At 61.0% G+C, this 18055-nt stretch carries 13 protein-coding genes and 1 pseudogene; 13 read left to right on the forward strand and 1 reads right to left on the reverse strand.

Annotation, left to right across the window (positions count from 1 at the left end; translation table 11 throughout):
* Positions 1-51 precede the first annotated feature (51 nt).
* The 11 genes and pseudogenes from AB4O11_RS27205 (at position 52) to AB4O11_RS27255 (ending at position 12447) form a co-directional block, all read left to right on the forward strand.
* Positions 52-738 carry a MotA/TolQ/ExbB proton channel family protein gene (locus tag AB4O11_RS27205; RefSeq protein WP_371748312.1) on the forward strand — a complete coding sequence of 229 codons (687 nt, stop codon included), beginning with the start codon at positions 52-54 and terminating at the stop codon, positions 736-738.
* Positions 738-1138: pseudogene (locus tag AB4O11_RS27210) on the forward strand (ExbD/TolR family protein). The gene AB4O11_RS27205 and the pseudogene AB4O11_RS27210 overlap by 1 nt, the downstream one beginning before the upstream one ends.
* A gap of 207 nt (positions 1139-1345) precedes the next feature.
* The gene (locus tag AB4O11_RS27215) at positions 1346-4057 is read left to right on the forward strand and encodes a TonB-dependent receptor (protein WP_460129416.1); all 2712 of its coding nucleotides are present in this window, start codon (positions 1346-1348) and stop codon (positions 4055-4057) included.
* A gap of 152 nt (positions 4058-4209) precedes the next feature.
* Positions 4210-6075 (forward strand): extracellular solute-binding protein, encoded by a 1866-nt coding sequence (locus tag AB4O11_RS27220; protein WP_460129418.1) that lies wholly within the window; start codon positions 4210-4212, stop codon positions 6073-6075.
* A 1-nt stretch (position 6076) separates the two neighbouring features.
* Positions 6077-7141 (forward strand): microcin C ABC transporter permease YejB, encoded by a 1065-nt coding sequence (locus AB4O11_RS27225; RefSeq protein WP_460129419.1) that lies wholly within the window; start codon positions 6077-6079, stop codon positions 7139-7141.
* Complete coding sequence (locus tag AB4O11_RS27230) at positions 7141-8163, forward strand: ABC transporter permease (RefSeq protein WP_460129420.1); 1023 nt, start codon at positions 7141-7143, stop codon at positions 8161-8163. Before AB4O11_RS27225 ends, AB4O11_RS27230 begins: the two co-directional genes overlap by 1 nt.
* Position 8164: 1 nt before the next feature.
* Positions 8165-9799, forward strand: coding sequence for an ABC transporter ATP-binding protein (locus tag AB4O11_RS27235; protein ID WP_460129421.1), 1635 nt, complete (start codon positions 8165-8167; stop codon positions 9797-9799).
* A 168-nt stretch (positions 9800-9967) separates the two neighbouring features.
* Positions 9968-10489, forward strand: a complete 522-nt coding sequence (locus AB4O11_RS27240) for a DUF3455 domain-containing protein (protein ID WP_093433916.1) — start codon at positions 9968-9970, stop codon at positions 10487-10489.
* 162 nt (positions 10490-10651) lie between these two features.
* Positions 10652-11185: a sigma-70 family RNA polymerase sigma factor gene (locus AB4O11_RS27245; protein WP_093433913.1), complete on the forward strand. Its 534-nt coding sequence runs from the start codon at positions 10652-10654 to the stop codon at positions 11183-11185.
* Positions 11182-11874: an anti-sigma factor gene (locus AB4O11_RS27250; protein WP_460129422.1), complete on the forward strand. Its 693-nt coding sequence runs from the start codon at positions 11182-11184 to the stop codon at positions 11872-11874. Before AB4O11_RS27245 ends, AB4O11_RS27250 begins: the two co-directional genes overlap by 4 nt.
* Before the next feature lie 132 nt (positions 11875-12006).
* Positions 12007-12447: a phage infection protein gene (locus AB4O11_RS27255; RefSeq protein ID WP_116256008.1), complete on the forward strand. Its 441-nt coding sequence runs from the start codon at positions 12007-12009 to the stop codon at positions 12445-12447.
* Between the two features lie 70 nt (positions 12448-12517).
* On the opposite strand, the gene AB4O11_RS27260 is transcribed toward AB4O11_RS27255, so the two are convergent.
* Complete coding sequence (locus AB4O11_RS27260) at positions 12518-13609, reverse strand: DUF1615 domain-containing protein (RefSeq protein ID WP_427120309.1); 1092 nt, start codon at positions 13607-13609, stop codon at positions 12518-12520.
* Positions 13610-13830: 221 nt separating this feature from the next.
* Between AB4O11_RS27260 and AB4O11_RS27265 the strand changes: the two genes are divergently transcribed.
* Both AB4O11_RS27265 and AB4O11_RS27270 read left to right on the forward strand, forming a co-directional pair.
* On the forward strand, positions 13831-16035 hold the full coding sequence (locus tag AB4O11_RS27265) for a TonB-dependent receptor (RefSeq protein WP_460129424.1): 2205 nt from the start codon (positions 13831-13833) through the stop codon (positions 16033-16035).
* 396 nt (positions 16036-16431) lie between these two features.
* The gene (locus AB4O11_RS27270) at positions 16432-17967 is read left to right on the forward strand and encodes an FAD-dependent oxidoreductase (protein ID WP_460129425.1); all 1536 of its coding nucleotides are present in this window, start codon (positions 16432-16434) and stop codon (positions 17965-17967) included.
* Positions 17968-18055 lie beyond the last annotated feature (88 nt).

Genomic DNA, 18055 nt, shown 5'->3' on the forward strand with positions numbered 1-18055 from the left:
CGCACAACCGAATAACGCAAGCGAGGTGTCACCATGAACGATTTGTCTTCGATGATTGTCCCCGGCGTGCTCTGGGGTCTGGTGCTGTTTTCCGTGGTCAGCTGGGCGATCCTGCTGGTCAAGTCGGCGCAGTACCTGCGGCAGAAAGCGCAGAACAAACAGTTCAGCAAAGCCTTCTGGGGCGCGCCGGATCTGCTCACCGCCGCCGAACACGCCAGCCAGTATCCGGGCTCGCTGGCGCGTATCGCCAGCAGCGGTTTCGAAGCGCTGCTGGTGGAAGATTCGCCGCGTACCACCCAGCAATTGGCGCACACCATCAACCGTTCGGATCGCCTGGAACGCAACCTGCGCCAGCAGATCCAGAAGGAACGCCGCTCGCTGGAAAACGGCCAGGCGATCCTCGCCAGTATCGGCAGCACCGCGCCGTTCATTGGTTTGTTCGGCACCGTGTGGGGAATCATGGAAGCGCTGAAAAGCATCGGCGAAACAGGCTCGGCCAGCCTTGAAGCGGTCGCCGGTCCCATCGGTCACGCGTTGATCGCCACCGGCGTCGGTATCGCTGTCGCCGTACCGGCGGTACTGATTTACAACTTCTTCCTGCGTCGTCTGAAACTCGCTTCGGCAGACATGGATGACTTCGCCCATGACTTCGACGCCCTCGCCTCGCGCAGTGCGTTTTCCATCAGCCGTCAGGCCATCGCCAGCAAAACCACGGCCGCCGTGCGGGAGGCTAGCTGATGTCCTTCTCCACTCAAGACAGCGATGAAGTGCTCAGCGAAATGAACGTCACGCCACTGGTCGACGTGATGCTCGTGCTGCTGGTGGTGTTCATCGTCACCGCGCCGCTGATGACCAACGCGATCAAGGTCAACCTGCCGAAAACCGACGCCGTCGCCCCCGCCGAGAAGAAGGATCCGGTGGTGGTCAGCGTAGATCAGGACGGCAAGTTCTATCTGGCGAAAACCGAGCTGGCGCCGGAATCGCTGGAAGCCAGCCTCAAAGAGGTCAAGGCCAAGGACAGCGAAGTACGCGTGCAGTTGCAGGCCGACTCCGCCGTCAATTACGGCCGGTGGCCAAGGCCATGGCGTCGATCGAACGCTCGGGCATCACCAAAATATCGGTGATGACCACCCATTGAGGGCGGTGGCGGGCGCGCCTTGAGAGACACGCCCGCCACCGCTCGCTGACTCCCGTCGCAACCAGCCGACCGAAAAAACGCCACGCGTCTTCGGAGGGGATCGGCTTGCTTGAAGAAAGTGGTTTTCCGCACGCGGTATCACCGATAGCGGAGCAATGAGGGGCTCACAAGGCCAATTCGATAACGTCTAAAAAGTCGGAAATAACCATGCTGATGAACACTCCACGCTTCACGCTCAAACCATTGGTGGCAACGATTTCTCGTCACCGTTTTGTTCCGTTGTATCTGGTGGCCATGGGGATGGGCGCCGGGACTGTGCAGGCGGCCGAGGACGACAACGCTAACGTCCCGGCAGCTGCGGCGGTGGTTGCGCCGACCACGCAACTGCAACGGGTGGAAGTGACCGGTTCGGCGATTCGCCGGGTCGATGCGGAAACGGCGGTGCCGATCACCATTCTCAAGGCCGATGAGCTGCGCAAACAGGGCGTGACCACCACCGCCGAACTGGTGCAGCGCATCACCGGCAGCCAGTCGATCAACAACAGCGCCGGCTCCGTGGGCGCAGCCACTGGCGGCGCCTCATTCGCCGACATGCGCGGCATCGGCGCGAACAAGACGCTGGTGCTGCTCAACGGTCGACGCCTGGCCAACAACGCCTTGTCGGGGACCAACTCGGCCGGCGGCGCGGTGGATCTGAACATGATTCCGTTTGCCGCCATCGAGCGCGTCGAAGTCCTGCGCGACGGCGCCTCGGCCCTGTACGGCACCGACGCCATCGGCGGCGTGATCAACTTCATCACCAAGAAATCCCTGACCGACGGCCAATTGACCCTCGGCGGCGAAACCCCGACCCACAGCGGCGGCGGCCAAACCAAAGACATGAGCGCCAGTTGGGGCTACGGCGATCTGGAAGAAGACCGCTTCAACATCCTCGGCGTGTTCAACTACAACAAGCAGCAGAACCTCGACGCCAACGACCGCTCCTTCGCCACCGACTACGCCCCCGGTCGCGGCCTCGATCAGACCTCCGGCACCGCGTTTCCCGGCAACTACAGCCAGAACGGCAACGCCACCAACCCGCTGGCCAACAGCAATTGCAACGGGCCGAACCTGGTCGCCCGAGACGGCTTGTGCCGCTTCAGCACCCGCGAATACATCGACCTGGTGCCACAGACCGAGAAGACCTCGTTCTTCGGCAAAACCACCGGCAAACTCGGCGACGATCACAACGTCAATCTCGAGTACTTCTGGTCGCGCAACAACAACGCCACGGCGATTGGCCCTGCGCCGTTGACCGGCCTGAGCCTCGACGGCTCGTCGCCCTACTACCCCGGCAACGGCATCACCCCAGCGCCGACCGATTTCGCTCTCGACCCGACCCAACCGGTCGACGTCAACTGGCGTGAAACTGCGGCCGGCCCGCGTGAATCGAAAGACCAGAACACCAGCCAGCGCTTCCTGCTCAGTTTCGATGGTCTGGTTGGCGGCTGGGATTACAACGTCGGCGCCTCGTACAACCAGAACAAAATCGTCTCCAGCGTCACCAGCGGTTTTGTCAGCGATCAGGCGATGATCAATGGTCTGGCCAGTGGTTTGCTCAACCCGTTCGGCCCGCAATCGGCGGCCGGTCAGCAGTACATCGACAACGCGGCGTATCACGGCGCCTATTCCACTGCGGTGGGCCGTGTAGCCGGTTTCGATGGTCGTATCAGTCGTGAAATCGGCGACTGGTTCGGCGCAGGTCCGTCCGGTCTGGCCCTGGGTGGCGAGTACCGCAAAGAGAAATTCCATCAGGACTTCGAGTCGTTCGCCGGCGACATCCAGAGCCTCGGCATCGACCCCAACGGCAGTGTCGAGGGCGACCGCAGCGTGAAAGCCGCCTACGCCGAAATCAACGTGCCGGTGCTCGACAGCCTCGAACTGTCCGCCGCCGTGCGTCACGACAAATACAGCGACTTCGGCAGCACCACCAACCCGAAATACTCGTTCCGTTATCAGCCGTTGAAAGAGCTGGTGGTGCGTGGCGCCTACAGTGAAGGCTTCCGGGCGCCGTCGCTGTACGAGCTGTATTCGCCGCGCAGCATCACTTTCACTCAGGGTTACTACAACGACCCGGTGCTGTGTACTGGCGGCGTGGTGCAACCGGGCGGTAACGGCGGCCGTGATTGCGGTCAGCAGTTCCTCAATCAGATTGGCGGCAACGAAGATCTGGCCCCGGAAAAGGCCCGTAACGTGACCCTCGGCTTCGTCTATCAGCCGATCAACAACCTCTCGGTGGGTCTGGATTTCTGGTGGATTCACATCTCCAACCAGATCCAGCCGTTCCCGGAATCCACCGTGTTTGATCAGGCCGGCTCCTACCCGGACCGCTTCGTGCGCAACGCCGACGGCACGCTCAACTACATCGTCACCGGCAACGCCAACCTTGGCATCGTCGAAACCAACGGTGTCGATGTGTCGCTGGATTATCGCTTCCCGAACACGCCGTACGGTCAGTTCGGTCTGGGCCTGCAAGGCACTTACGTTGACGAGTACGACTTCCAGAGCACCATCAAAGGCCCGTTCACCGACAAGGTCGGCGACTTCCAGGGTGACGGCGTGATCGCACGCTGGAAGCACAACCTCACCGGCAGCTGGACCTTCGGCGCGGCGCGGGCGGCACTGACCAACCGCTTCACCACGGGTTACAACGACTACGACCGCGACACCCACGCGCGCGTGGCGTCGTATTCGGTCTGGGACCTGTCGGCCGGTTACACCTTCAACAAGGTGCTGGATGTCGATGCCGGGATGAAGAACGTGTTCGACCGCAACCCGCCGTTCTCCAACCAGGCCTACAACTTCCAGAGCGGCTATGACCCGCGCTACACCGACCCGCTGGGCCGTACGTTGTTTGCACGCATGACTTACCACTTCTAACCAAGAGCACCGCAAACCCAATGTGGGAGCGAGCTTGCTCGCGAATGCGGTGTATCAGTCAACACATCCTTCACTGATACACAGCATTCGCGAGCAAGCTCGCTCCCACAGGGGGGGGTCGGGTTCCTTCAGGGATTTTGAGGAGTGATTGCATGAGTTTTTTGCGCAACATGGCTGGCTTGCTGCTCGGCAGTGCGCTGCTGTGCACCGGCACCTCGGCGCTGGCCGCTGGCAGCTATGCGCTGACGGTGTACGGCGAGGCGCCGAAGTATCCGGCGAACTTCCAGCACTTTGATTTCGTCGATCCCAACGCGCCGAAGGGCGGTTCGCTCAGTCGCGCGTCGATGGAGATCGGTCAGTACAACTACATCAGCCCGTATGCCGATCAGGGCATTTCCGTGGTGCAGGTCAACGACTGGGTGTATTCGCCGCTGGCGTTCCGTTCACTCGACGAGCCGTACACCGTTTACGCACTGGTCGCGCAGCAGATCGAGCGCGATCCCGATGGACTCTGGGTGCGCTTCACCCTCAATCCAAAAGCACGTTTCGCCGACGGTACACCGATCACCGCCGAAGACGTGCGCTACACCTTCAACCTGTTGATGACCAAAGGCAGCCTGAGTTATCGCCAGCAATACGCCGATGTGCAGGACGTGCTGATCGAAGGCCCACGGCAGGTGCGCTTCACCTTCAAGAACAACCTCAACCGCACCTTGGCGCTGGATCTGGCGACGATGCGCGTGGTCCCCGAGCACTGGTGGAAAACTCGCGACTTCGCCAATGGCGGCGGTTTCGAGCCACCGCTGGGCAGCGGCCCGTACCGGGTCAGCAAGGTCGACGCCGGGCGCAGCATCAGTTTCGAGCGCGATCCGGACTGGTGGGGCAAAGACCTGCCGGTCAGTCGCGGGATGTACAACTTCGACACGCTCACGGTGAATTTCTACGGTGACACCGACGTCGCCCGCCAACTGCTGCAGGCCGGCGCGTTCGACTACAACCGCGAGTTCTCCTCGTCCGGTTACGTGGTCGGCTATGACAGCCCGGCGTTGCGCGACGGTCGCTTGCAGCAGTCGATCCTGGCGCCGGAGAAACCGACGGCGGCGCAAGGCTTCGTGTTCAACCTGCAGAACCCGTTCTTCAAGGATCGCCGCGTGCGTCAGGCGATCAGCCTGCTGTGGGATTTCGAGTGGACCAACAAACAGATGATGCGCGGCTTCTACGTGCGCCAGAACAGCTTCTGGCCGAAGAGCGAAATGGCCGCCACCGCCCTGCCCGACGCCGAGGAATTGAAGATCCTCGAACCGCTGCGTGGGCAGATTCCCGACGAGGTTTTCACCACGGTGTACCAGGCACCGAAAACCGATGGCAGTGGCTACATCCGCGACAAACAACTGCAAGCGCTGAAGCTGCTCGCCGAGGCCGGCTGGACGCCGCAACACAATCGTCTGGTCAACGCTGCGGGTGAGCCGCTGGAGTTCACTTTCCTCGACGGTCAGGGCGGCTTCGATCGCATGTTGCTGCCGTTCAAACGCACCCTCGCGCAGATCGGCATCACCCTCAATTTGCGGCGCATCGATTCAGCGCAATACGTCAACCGCCTCAACGCCCGCGACTACGACATGATCGTCACCAGTTTCCCGCGCAGCGGCGATCCGATCGTCTCTCCCGGCCGCGAGTTGTACAGCCTGTACGCCTCGCAAAGCGCCACGCAAGTCGGCAGTTCGAACTCGATGGTGCTGGCCAATCCGGCGGTCGATCAACTGATTGACGGACTGGTCCAGGCCAACAGCCGCGAAGCCATGGTGCATTACGCCCGCGCCCTCGACCGGGTGCTGCAATGGGGTTACTACATGATTCCCAACTATTACTCCAAAGGCACGCCGACGGTGTATCAGAACCGCTTCGGCATGCCGGCCGTGCAACCGGCCTACGACGAAGGCCTCAACACCTGGTGGGAGGTATCGGCCAAGGCGCTGACCACGCAACAAATGCACAGCCAGCTTGCGGGGGGCCAGTGACATGTTGCGTTATCTGAGTCGACGTTTGCTGCTGATCATCCCGACGCTGCTGTGCATTCTGGTGGTGAATTTTCTGATTGTGCAGGCCGCGCCGGGTGGGCCGGTGGAGCAGGCGATTGCCCGCTTGCAAGGCTTCGGCGGGCACAGCATGGGCGGTGGTGGCGAGGTTACTGCAATTGGCGGCGCCGGGCGCAGCAGCCGTGGCCTCGATCCGGCGCTGATCGAGGAGATCAAACACCATTACGGCTTCGACAAACCGATGCACGAACGCTTGTGGCTGATGCTGAAAAACTATGCGCAGCTGGATCTGGGCAGCAGTTTTTTTCGCGGCGCCAAGGTCACTGATCTGATCGTGCAGAAGTTACCGGTGTCGCTGTCGCTGGGTTTATGGGCGACGCTGATCACCTACCTGATTTCGATCCCGCTGGGCATTCGCAAAGCGATCAGGAACGGCAGCGCGTTTGATGTCTGGAGCAGCACGGCGATCATCATCGGCTATGCGTTGCCGGCGTTCCTGTTCGCGATTCTGTTGATCGTGGTGTTTGCCGGTGGCAGCTACGTCAACTGGTTTCCGGTGCAAGGGCTGGTCTCGGACAACTTCGACAGCCTCAGCACATTGGGCAAGGTCGGCGACTACCTCTGGCACCTGGTATTGCCAGTGACGGCGTTGGTGATCGGCGGCTTCGCCACCCTGACGATCCTGACCAAGAACAGCTTCCTCAACGAGATCAGCCGTCAGTACGTGATCACCGCACGGGCCAAGGGTTTGACCGAGAGGCGCGTGCTCTACGGCCATGTGTTTCGCAACGCAATGCTGTTGGTGGTGGCCGGTGTGCCGTCGGCACTGATCGAGGTGTTTTTCGCCGGTTCCCTGCTGATCGAAACCATCTTCAACCTCGACGGCCTCGGGCGCATGAGCTACGAAGCGGCGGTATCGCGCGACTACCCGGTGGTGTTCGGCGCGCTGTTTCTGTTCACCCTGTTCGGCCTGTTGATCAAGCTGATCGGCGACCTCTGCTACACCCTGCTCGACCCGCGCATCGACTTCTCGGCGAGGACTGCCTGATGTTCACTCTTTCTCCTCTCGGTCAGCGTCGCGTTGCGCAATTCAAAGCCAATCGGCGCGGACGCTGGTCGTTGTGGCTGTTTATCGGTCTGTGCCTGATTTGTCTGGGCGGTGAGCTGATCGCCAATGACAAGCCGCTGGTGATCCGTTACCACGACGCTTTCTACTTCCCGATCCTCAGCGATTACCTGGAAACCGATTTCGGCGGCGAGCTGCCGTTTCAACCGGATTACGCCAGCAGTTACGTACACAAGCTGATTGAGGATCAGGGCGGCTGGATGCTGTTTCCGCCGATCCCGTTCAGTTACGACACGGTCAATTACGACCTCAGCGAACCGGCACCGAGTCCGCCGTCATCGAGCAATTGGCTGGGCACCGATGATCAGGCGCGCGACGTGTTGGCGCGGGTGATTTTCGGCACGCGGATTTCGATTCTGTTTGCGCTGATCCTCACTGGCATCAGTGCGTTGATTGGCATCGTTGCCGGGGCGTTGCAGGGTTATTACGGTGGCTGGGTCGACTTGCTCGGACAACGGCTGCTGGAGATCTGGTCGGGGTTGCCGGTGCTGTATTTGCTGATCATTTTGTCCGGTTTCGTCTCGCCGAGTTTCTGGTGGTTGCTGGGGATCATGGCGCTGTTTTCCTGGCTGGCGCTGGTCGATGTGGTGCGCGCCGAGTTCCTCCGTGGGCGCAATCTGGAATACGTCAAAGCTGCGCGAGCGCTGGGCCTGAGCGACAACGAACTGATGTGCCGGCACATCCTGCCCAACGCCATGACCTCCACCCTCACCTACCTGCCGTTCATCCTGACCGGCGCCATCGCCACGCTGACCGCGTTGGATTTTCTCGGCTTTGGCATGCCGGCCGGCACTGCGTCGCTGGGCGAATTGATCGGTCAGGCCAAGCGCAATCTGCAAGCGCCGTGGCTGGGGCTGACGGCGTTTTTCGCCTTGGCGCTGATTTTGTCTTTGTTGGTTTTCATCGGTGAGGCTTGCCGTGATGCGTTTGATCCAAGGAGCTGAGATGAACGACAATTTGATCGAGATCCGCGATCTGCGCGTGGCCTTCGCCGGGCAGGAAGTGGTGCACGGTTTGAACCTCGATATTCGCCGCGGCGAGTGTCTGGCACTGGTCGGTGAATCCGGCTCGGGCAAGTCGGTGACGGCGCATTCGATTCTGCGTTTGTTGCCGGGCAAGAACGTCAGCAGCAGCGGCGCGATCCGCTACAACGGCGTGGACTTGTTGCACGCCAGCGAGCAGCAGATGCGCGGCCTGCGCGGCAACCGCATTGCGATGATTTTCCAGGAGCCGATGACCTCGCTGAACCCGCTGCACACCGTGGAAAAGCAAGTCAGCGAAGTACTGGAAATTCACAAAGGCCTCAAGGGCCGCGCTGCCCGCGAACGGACTCTGGAGCTGCTGGAACTGGTCGGCATTCGCCAGCCGTTGCAGCGTTTGAAAGCCTATCCACATCAGCTTTCCGGCGGACAACGGCAACGGGTGATGATCGCCATGGCGCTGGCCAACGAGCCGGAACTGTTGATCGCCGATGAGCCGACCACGGCGCTGGATGTCACGGTGCAGCAGAAGATTCTCGAACTGTTGATCGAGTTGCAGCAACGGTTGGGCATGTCGCTGTTGCTGATCAGCCATGACCTCAATCTGGTCCGGCGTATCGCTCAGCGCGTGTGCGTGATGCGTAAAGGCGTGATCGTTGAGCAGGCCGATTGCGAAACGCTGTTTCGCGCGCCGCAGCATCCTTACAGTCGCTTGCTGATCGAGGCCGAACCGAGCGGTGCGCCGGTGCCCAGTGAGTACGACCACAACCTGCTCGAAGTCGATGATTTGAAGGTGTGGTTTCCATTGCCCAAGGCGTTGTTCAGTCGCCAGCAGGATTACATCAAAGCGGTGGACGGCGTGAGTTTCACCCTGCAACGGGGCAAGACTTTGGGGATTGTCGGTGAGTCGGGTTCGGGTAAATCGACGCTGGGTCAGGCGATCCTGCGGTTAGTCGAGTCCGAGGGCAATATCCGTTTTGGTAACAAGCAACTGAGCTTGCTCAATCAACGTTTGATGCGGCCGTTGCGGCGGCAGATTCAAGTGGTGTTCCAGGACCCGTTCGGCAGCCTCAGCCCACGGATGTCAGTGCAGCAGATTATTGCCGAAGGCTTGCTGACTCACGGTATCGGCACCGAGTCCGAGCGGGAAGCGGCGGTGATCCGGGTGCTGGAGGAAGTCGGTCTCGACCCGCAGAGCCGCCATCGTTATCCCCACGAGTTTTCCGGCGGCCAGCGCCAGCGCATTTCCATCGCCCGCGCACTGGTGCTGGAGCCGGCGCTGATTCTGCTCGATGAGCCGACATCGGCGCTGGATCGCACGGTGCAGAAACAGGTGGTGGAGTTGTTGCGGCAATTGCAGATCAGGCATGGGCTGACCTATTTGTTCATCAGCCATGATCTGGCGGTGGTACATGCGCTGGCGCATGACTTGATGGTGATCAAGGATGGCAAGGTGGTGGAGCAGGGTTCGTCGCGGGAGATTTTTGCCGCGCCCAAACACCCTTATACCCGGGAACTCCTGAAAGCCTCCGGCCTCAAGCCCGACTCAAAACCCTGTGGGAGTGAGCCTGCTCGCGATAGCGGTATTCCAGTGACATGAGTGCTGCCTGACCCACCGCCATCGCGAGCAGGCTCACTCCTACAGGGATGGTGGTGAGTCATTGAAATTTATTTTCCGCCACTGCATCCAAACGCCTCCGTCACGGGTAGTCCCTGTAACAGCCCTCTTCGGCTGTCAGCGGTTTACCCTTTTTTGGAGATAACACTGATGAACATCACTCAACTGATTGGCCTCACCGGTTTGCTCGCCCTGTCCTCGACGACCTTCGCCCAAAGCAGTTACCCCGACGCGATCAAAGTGCCGGACGGCCACAAGATCGCCATGGAAACCACCGGCGTCGGCGAGATCACCTACGAGTGCCGCGACAAGCCTAACGCGGCCGGGCAGACCGAGTGGACGTTTGTCGGTCCGAAAGCGGTGCTCAATGATCGCAGCGGCAAGCAGGTCGGCACCTACTTCGGCCCGCCAGCGACCTGGCAGGCCAAGGACGGTTCGAAAGTCACCGGCACACAACTGGCCGTGGCGCCGTCGACTCCCGGCAACCTGCCCTATCAACTGGTCAAGGCCAACCCGGCCGAGGGTAAAGGCGCGATGAGCGGCGTGAGTTACATCCAGCGTGTCGCGCTCAAGGGCGGCGTGGCGCCGGGCAGCGAATGCACAACGGCGAACAAGGGCAAGCAGGAAGTGGTGAAGTACCAGGCCGATTACATCTTCTGGGCGGCGAACTGACTTCTGGCACCACTGATAAACCCTGTGGGAGCGAGCTTGCTCGCGAAGGCGGAGTGTCAGTCAACACAGTCTTCTCTGACCGGCCGCCTTCGCGAGCAAGCTCGCTCCCACAGTGGTCAATGGGTTCTGGATGTTTACGGAATGTGAGCTAGATTGCACGACATGCCTTTAGCCGAATCCGTTTTCGATTACGAAGCCCGCCTCGCTGCCTGTGCCCGTGGCGAGCGTTCGGCCCTGCGCGATTTGTATGTGCAGGAAGGTCCGCGTCTGCTCGGCGTGGCCAAGCGCTTGGTGCGCGATACGGCGCTGGCGGAGGACATCGTTCATGAGGCCTTCATCAAAATCTGGAACGGCGCGGCGGGGTTTGATCCGGCGCGCGGTTCGGCGCGTGGCTGGATGTTCAGCGTGACCCGGCATCTGGCGCTGAATCTGCTGCGTGATCACGGCCGGGAAACGCCGTTCAGCGAGGCCCACGAAACCGCTGCGGACGATGCCAGCTTCGACGCCCACGCGCACTCGGCGCGCATCCACCATTGCCTTGAACAGCTGGAGCCACAACGGCGCAGTTGCGTCCTGCATGCTTACGTCGACGGCTACAGCCACGCGCAGATTGCCGCGCGCCTCGACACGCCGCTGGGCACCGTCAAAGCGTGGATCAAGCGCAGCCTCAATGCCTTGCGGGAGTGCATGGGATGACCAGCGAATCAGCGCAGGAACGAGATGAACTGGCCGGCGAATATGTGCTCGGCACGCTGTCGTTCGAACAGCGCAGCGAGGTGCAACGGCGCTTGCCGAATGATCCGCAATTGCGCGCAGCGGTAGACGCCTGGGAACGGCGTCTGCTGGAGCTGACGGATCTGGCCGAACCGCAGCAACCCTCGGCGCAGTTGTGGCAACGCATCGAGCGCAGTGTCGGGCGACTGGCGCGGCAAGCACCTTCAACTTCATGGTGGAACCTGCTGCCGCTCTGGCGTGGGTTGAGCGCAGCCGGCTTGGCTGCCACGTTGATTCTGGGTTCGATCCTGCTGACCCAGACCACGCCGAAACCCAGCTATCTGGTGGTGCTGGTTGCGCCGCAGGACAAGGCCCCGGGCTGGGTGATTCAGGCGAGCAACTCGCGGGAAATTCAGTTGATTCCGCTCGGTGTGGTTGAGGTGCCGACGGACAAGGCGCTGGAATTCTGGACCAAGGCTGATGGCTGGCAAGGGCCGGTTTCGCTGGGGTTGGTCAAGCCTGGACAGGCGTTGTCGGTGCCGTTGGACAAGTTGCCGCCGCTGCAACCCAATCAGCTATTCGAGCTGACACTTGAGGGCGCCAATGGCTCGCCGATCGGCAAACCGACCGGGCCGATTCAGGCGATCGGGCGCGCTGTGAAGGTGCTGTGAGGCTCTGCTCTGCGGCTCCTGGCTACCATCATCGGCATCGATGTTCACCATCACGGCAATGAAGTTCTCATAAAAAATCCCGGGCGTAACATCTGCTCCATACCAACCAACAACACCCCGGAGCACACCATCATGAAACGCCAAACTCTTCTCGGTATCGCTTTCTCGGTCTTCGCTATCAACGCTTTCGCCGCTACCCCGGCCCACACCATGATCGCCGAAGGCGGCTCGGACAAACTGATCGAAAGTCGTTTGGCTGAAGGCGGTTCGGATCGTCTGCTTGAACGTCGCGTTGCTGAAGGTGGTTCTGATCGTCTGCTCGAACGCCGCGTTGCCGAAGGTGGCGCTGATCGTCTGCTTGAACGTCGCGTTGCTGAAGGTGGCTCGGATCGTCTGATCGAACGCCGTGTTGCTGAAGGTGGTTCTGATCGTCTGCTCGAACGCCGCGTTGCCGAAGGTGGTTCTGATCGTCTGATCGAACGCCGCGTTGCCGAAGGTGGCGCTGATCGTCTGCTCGAACGTCGCGTTGCTGAAGGTGGCTCGGATCGTCTGATCGAACGTCGCGTTGCCTGATGATTGGCTGTAAGCGCAACAACCCAGAGAAACCCGGCTCCCTTGGCCGGGTTTTTTATGTCTGTCTGATTTATCCGGCCTTGGCCATGCAGCGCTTGTAGCGCTCGTCCACGCGCTTGGCGAACCACGCTGTGGTGAGTTTGCGGGTGATCTTCGGGCTCTGCAGCACGATCCCCGGCAACACCGCGCGCGGCAGCTTTTTCCCCTCCGCTTGCTCCGCCAGTTCGAACACCCGCTGATAGAGTTTGGTCTCTTCGAATTCCAGGGTTTTGCCCTTCTCCAATTGGTCGCGAATCGTCGGGTTGCGCATGCCCAATGACTTGCCGAGGGTGCGCACCGCCAGTTCCGTGCCGCCGGGCATGATCGAGTCGTAGCGGATCAGGTCGCCATCCAGCGCCAGCGGGATGCCCGAGGCGCGGCTCACCGCGTTTTGAAATGCGGCATTACGACTGGCGTACCACCCGGCGTTGAAATCGGCGAAGCGATAAAGCGGCTCGCGATAACTCACCGGGTAACCGAGCAAGTGGGCAATACCGAAATACATGCCACCACGGCGGCTGAACACCTCGTGGCGGATCGTGCCGTCTACCGGGTACGGATAATCCTTGGCGTGTTGCTCGGCAAATTCGATGCTGACCTGCATCGGCCCGCCGGTGTGCACCGGGTTGAAGCCACCGAACAGCGTGCGACCCATCGGCACCCGGCCGATGAAGTCGTCGAAAATACCGCTGAGTTCTTTCTCACTGCGTGCGGCGTTCAAGCGTTCGCTGTAGGTCTTGCCGTTGGTTGAGCGCACTTGCAACGCGCCGCTGACCAACAGGCTGGGGATGTGCACTTTGGCGGCGCGGCGATCGATTTCGTCGCGGGCGATCTTGCCTAGGCCGGGCACCGTGGGGTCGGCCTGAAAGGTAGATTCCTGTTCGGCAACGGCCAGCACCGAACACAGATTCTGCGTGGTCGGGCTGATGTTCTGCGCGGCAAACGCGGCGTAGATATCGGTGGCCCAGCCTTGCCGATCGGCAGTCTTGGCCGGCATCAGCCGCACGATCTCGGCCTTCACTTCAGCAGGCGCACGGGGCACCGGTTCCTGGCTGCGTTGCCCGGCGCAACCGGCGAGCACCAGCAGTGCGGCGAGGGTGATCGGTAATTGAAAGTTGTGCATGAAGCTTTATCCAGTCCGTTAAGCCCAAACCACCATACACAATCCGTGTAGGAGCTGCCGCAGGCTCCTACACAGGAATTCGGGTATTGAAGGGGTGATGACAAACTGATTGCAAATCGTTACTGAGAAAACCTATCATTTGCACCTGGAGTCGCATTTGCGCAAGGAGTTCCCGCGCCGCCCTTATTTTTCTCACTGGCCGTGCGCCTCCAGGTCCCTACATGCCCGTTCCAGCTCGACTCGCCGTCCCGTTTCGCCCGACGCTTCTCGCCCTGCTGTGCTCCCTGACTGTCACCGCCCACGCCGCTGAAGGCGATACCAAAGCGCTGGTGCTGGACGACGTCAACGTCAACGCCCAAGCCCCGACGCCCAACGCCCTGCCCCCGGTTTACACGGGTGGTCAGATCGCCCGTGGCGGCCAGCTCGGCGTGCTGGGTAATCAGGACATGATGGACGTGCCGTTCAGCGCCGCGTCCTACACCGAACAATTGATTCAGGATCAGCAGGCCGAAGACGTCGCCGACGTATTGCTCAACGATTCGTCGGTGCGTCAGGCCTCGGGTTTCTCTAACCAGGCGCAGATTTTCATGATCCGCGGCCTGCCGCTGACCGGCGACGACATTTCCTATAACGGCCTCTACGGCGTGTTACCACGGCAGATCATTTCCACCGACGCGCTGGAGCGCGTGGAAGTGTTCAAAGGCCCGAACGCCTTTATCAATGGCGTAACGCCGACCGGTTCCGGCATCGGCGGCGGCGTCAACCTGCAACCGAAACGCGCCGGCGACGTGCCGCTGCGGCGTTACACCACCGACATCAACAGCGAAGGTCGCATCGGTCATCACTTCGACATTGGCCAGCGCTTCGGTGAAGACAACCGCTTCGGTGCACGGATCAACCTGTCGCAGCGTGAAGGCGACACCGGCATCGATCACGAAAACCAGCGCTCGAAACTGTTTGCCATTGGCCTCGATTATCGCGGTGATGCCCTGCGCATTTCCGGCGATTTCGCGTATCAAAAAGAACGCGTCAACGGTGGCCGCAACTCGGTCAACCTCGGCACTGCCACGCACATTCCGGATGCGCCGTCGGCCGACACCAACTACGCGCCGAAGTGGGGTTACACCGACATCGAAGACACCTTCGGCATGCTCCGCGCCGAATACGACCTGAATGACAACTGGACCGCCTACGCGGCCGGCGGCGCCAAGCACACCCGCGAAGTCGGGCGCTACAACTCGACCACCCTGGTCGGCAACAACGGTGCTTCGTTCACCACTGGCTCGTTCATTCCGCACGATGAAGACAACACCAGCGTCATGGCCGGCCTCAACGGCAAATTCGATACCGGCGCGGTCAGCCACAAGCTCAACTTCGGCCTGACCGGAATCTGGGCCGAACAACGCAGCGCCTATGATTTCGACCTGACCAAGTACGCCAACAACATCTACCACCCGGTACAGACGCCGTCGCCAGTGGGCAATTTTGCCGGCGGCGACTTGAATGATCCGGGCATCGTCGGCAAGACCTTCAACCGCAGCATCGCACTCTCCGACACCCTCGGTTTCTTCGATGATCGCCTGCTGGTCACCGCCGGCCTGCGTCGTCAGCAACTGGTGGTGCAAGGCTACAACTACGCCAGTTGGGGCAGCGGCGGTCGCAAGTCGAGCTACGACGAATCGATCACCACACCCGTCTACGGCGTGGTGTTCAAGCCGTGGGACCATGTGTCGTTCTATGCCAACCACATCGAAGGCCTGGCCCAGGGCCCGACCTCGCCGACCAGTTCCGGTGGTTTCCGTGTGACCAACGGCAACGAAGTCTATGCACCCGCGCGTTCCAAGCAGACCGAAGTCGGGGTGAAAGTCGACATGGGCACTTACGGCGCCAGCCTCGGTGTTTATCGCATCGAGCAGCCGAGCGATGGTTACTGCGAAATCGACAGTGCGACTACCTGCACCTACGTACGTGAAGGCGAGCAGATCAACAAAGGCGTGGAAATGAACGTGTTCGGCGAGCCGATCCAGGGCCTGCGCCTGATCAGCGGTCTGACCCTGATGGACACCGAACTGAAGAACACCCTCAACGGCGCCAATGACGGCAACCGTGCGATCGGTGTGCCGACCTTCCAGTTCAACGCTGGTGCGGATTGGGACGTGCCGGGTCTGCAAGGTGTAGCGCTGAATGCGCGGATGCTGCGCACTGGCGGTCAATACGCGGATGCGGCGAACAATCTGAGCCTGCCGACCTGGAACCGCTTCGATGCGGGGGCGCGTTATGCGTTCAAGATGTCGGAGAAGGACGTGACCGTGCGTCTGGGCGTGGAGAATCTGGCGAACAAGAAGTACTGGGAATCGGCTCAGGGTGGGTATCTGACTCAGGGTGAGCCGCGGGTGGCGAAGTTGTCCGGCACTATTGATTTTTAAAGCTGAAAAGCCCCTCACCCTAGCCCTCTCCCAGAGGGAGAGGGGACTGACCGTGCTGTTCTTTCGAGCTACACCGACCTGAAATATCGAGTCGAACTCAAGTCTTAAAAAACACGCAAATCGGCTCCCCTTCCCCTCGCCTTTTAGAGGAAAGGGGACTGACCGTGGTGTTCTTTCGAGCTACACCGACCTGAAATATCGAGTCGAACTCAGGTTTTGAACGGACCCCAAATCGGCTCCCTCTCCCTCGGGAGAGGGCTGGGGTGAGGGGCCCGTATTTACGTCACACAACAGCACCCCTTCCGAACACCATCAAAACCTCCCCGTCTGGCCGATCAACTGGCCAGCCTCTCCTTCTGATCCATACTTGCTGCACAGCAATCGGAGGACAGGCCCATGAACCGCAGCGACGTTCTGATCATCGGCGCCGGCCCGACCGGACTGGTGCTGGCCCTGTGGCTGAGCAAACTGGGCGTGCGCGTGCGCATCATCGATAAAACCTCCGCGCCCGGCACCACGTCGCGAGCGCTGGCGGTGCAGGCGCGCACCCTCGAGTTGTACCGGCAACTGGACCTCGCCGACACCGTGGTGCGCAACGGCCATCGAGTGGCGGCGGCGAATTTCTGGGTCAACGGCAAACCGATCGCGCAGTTGCCACTGAATCGCATCGGCGAAGGCCTGACGCCCTACGCATTCGTCGAAATCTTCCCGCAGGATCAACACGAACGGCTGCTGATCGAGCGTCTTGAAGACTACGGCGTCACGGTCGAACGCGATACCACCCTGGAAAGCTTCGAGGAAACCGGCGACGGCCTCACCGCGCACTTGCGCCTGCCCGATGGCGAGCAGGAAATCTGCCAGGCCTGTTATCTGGCGGGATGTGATGGCGCCCGCTCAGTGGTGCGCAAAACCCTCGACACCGGTTTTCCCGGCGGCACCTATCAGCAGATTTTCTACGTCGCCGACGTCAAGGCCAGCGGCCCGGCGATGAACGGCGAGTTGCACCTGGATCTGGATGAGGCGGACTTCCTCGCCGTGTTTCCCCTGGCCGGCGAAGGCCGCGCGCGGTTGATCGGCACGGTGCGTGATGAGCGCGCGGATCGCGCCGAAAGCCTGGAATTCTCCGACGTCAGCAGCCGTGCCATCGAACATCTGAAAGTGCATATCGAAGACGTGCACTGGTTCTCGACCTACCGCGTGCATCACCGCGTGGCCGAGCATTTTCGCAGCGGTCGTGCGTTTCTGCTCGGCGATGCCGCCCATGTGCACAGCCCGGCGGGCGGTCAGGGCATGAACACCGGCATTGGCGACGCGATCAATCTGGCGTGGAAACTCGCCGCCGTGCTCAGCGGTGGCGCCGAACCAAGCCTGCTCGACAGCTACGAAACCGAACGCATTGCCTTCGCCCGCCGACTGGTGTCGACCACCGACAAAGTCTTCAGTTTTGTCACTGCCGAGGGACGCATGGCCGATCTGCTGCGCATGCGTGTGGCACCGTTTCTGATCCCGAAAATGGCTTCGTTCGAGGCCAGTCGCGAGTTCCTTTTTCGCACCGTGTCACAAGTCACCCTCAACTATCGCGGCATGCCGCTGAGCCAGGGCGCCGCCGGCCACGTGCATGGCGGCGATCGCTTGCCGTGGGCGCATGATGGTGAGGGGGATAATTACGAACCGCTAAGGCAACCATGCTGGCAGGTGCACGTGTACGGCGACACCAGCGACGAAATGATCGCCTGGTGCAATGAACACCATTTACCGCTGCATGTGTTCGACTGGCGCCCGGCGTTTGAAGCGGCAGGATTAGGGCGCAACGGTTTTTATCTGCTGCGCCCGGATACTTATGTGGCGATTGCCGAAAGCAGCGCGGACCCGAAAGTGATTGAACGCTACTTCCGCGATCACGGCATCCGACCCTACTTCAACTGCCCCTGACACACCACAAAACCCTGTAGGAGTGAGCCTGCTCGCGATAGCGTCGTATCAGTCAACATTGATGTCGGTTGGCACGACGCTATCGCGA

The organism is Pseudomonas sp. H1_D05 (assembly GCF_054682705.1).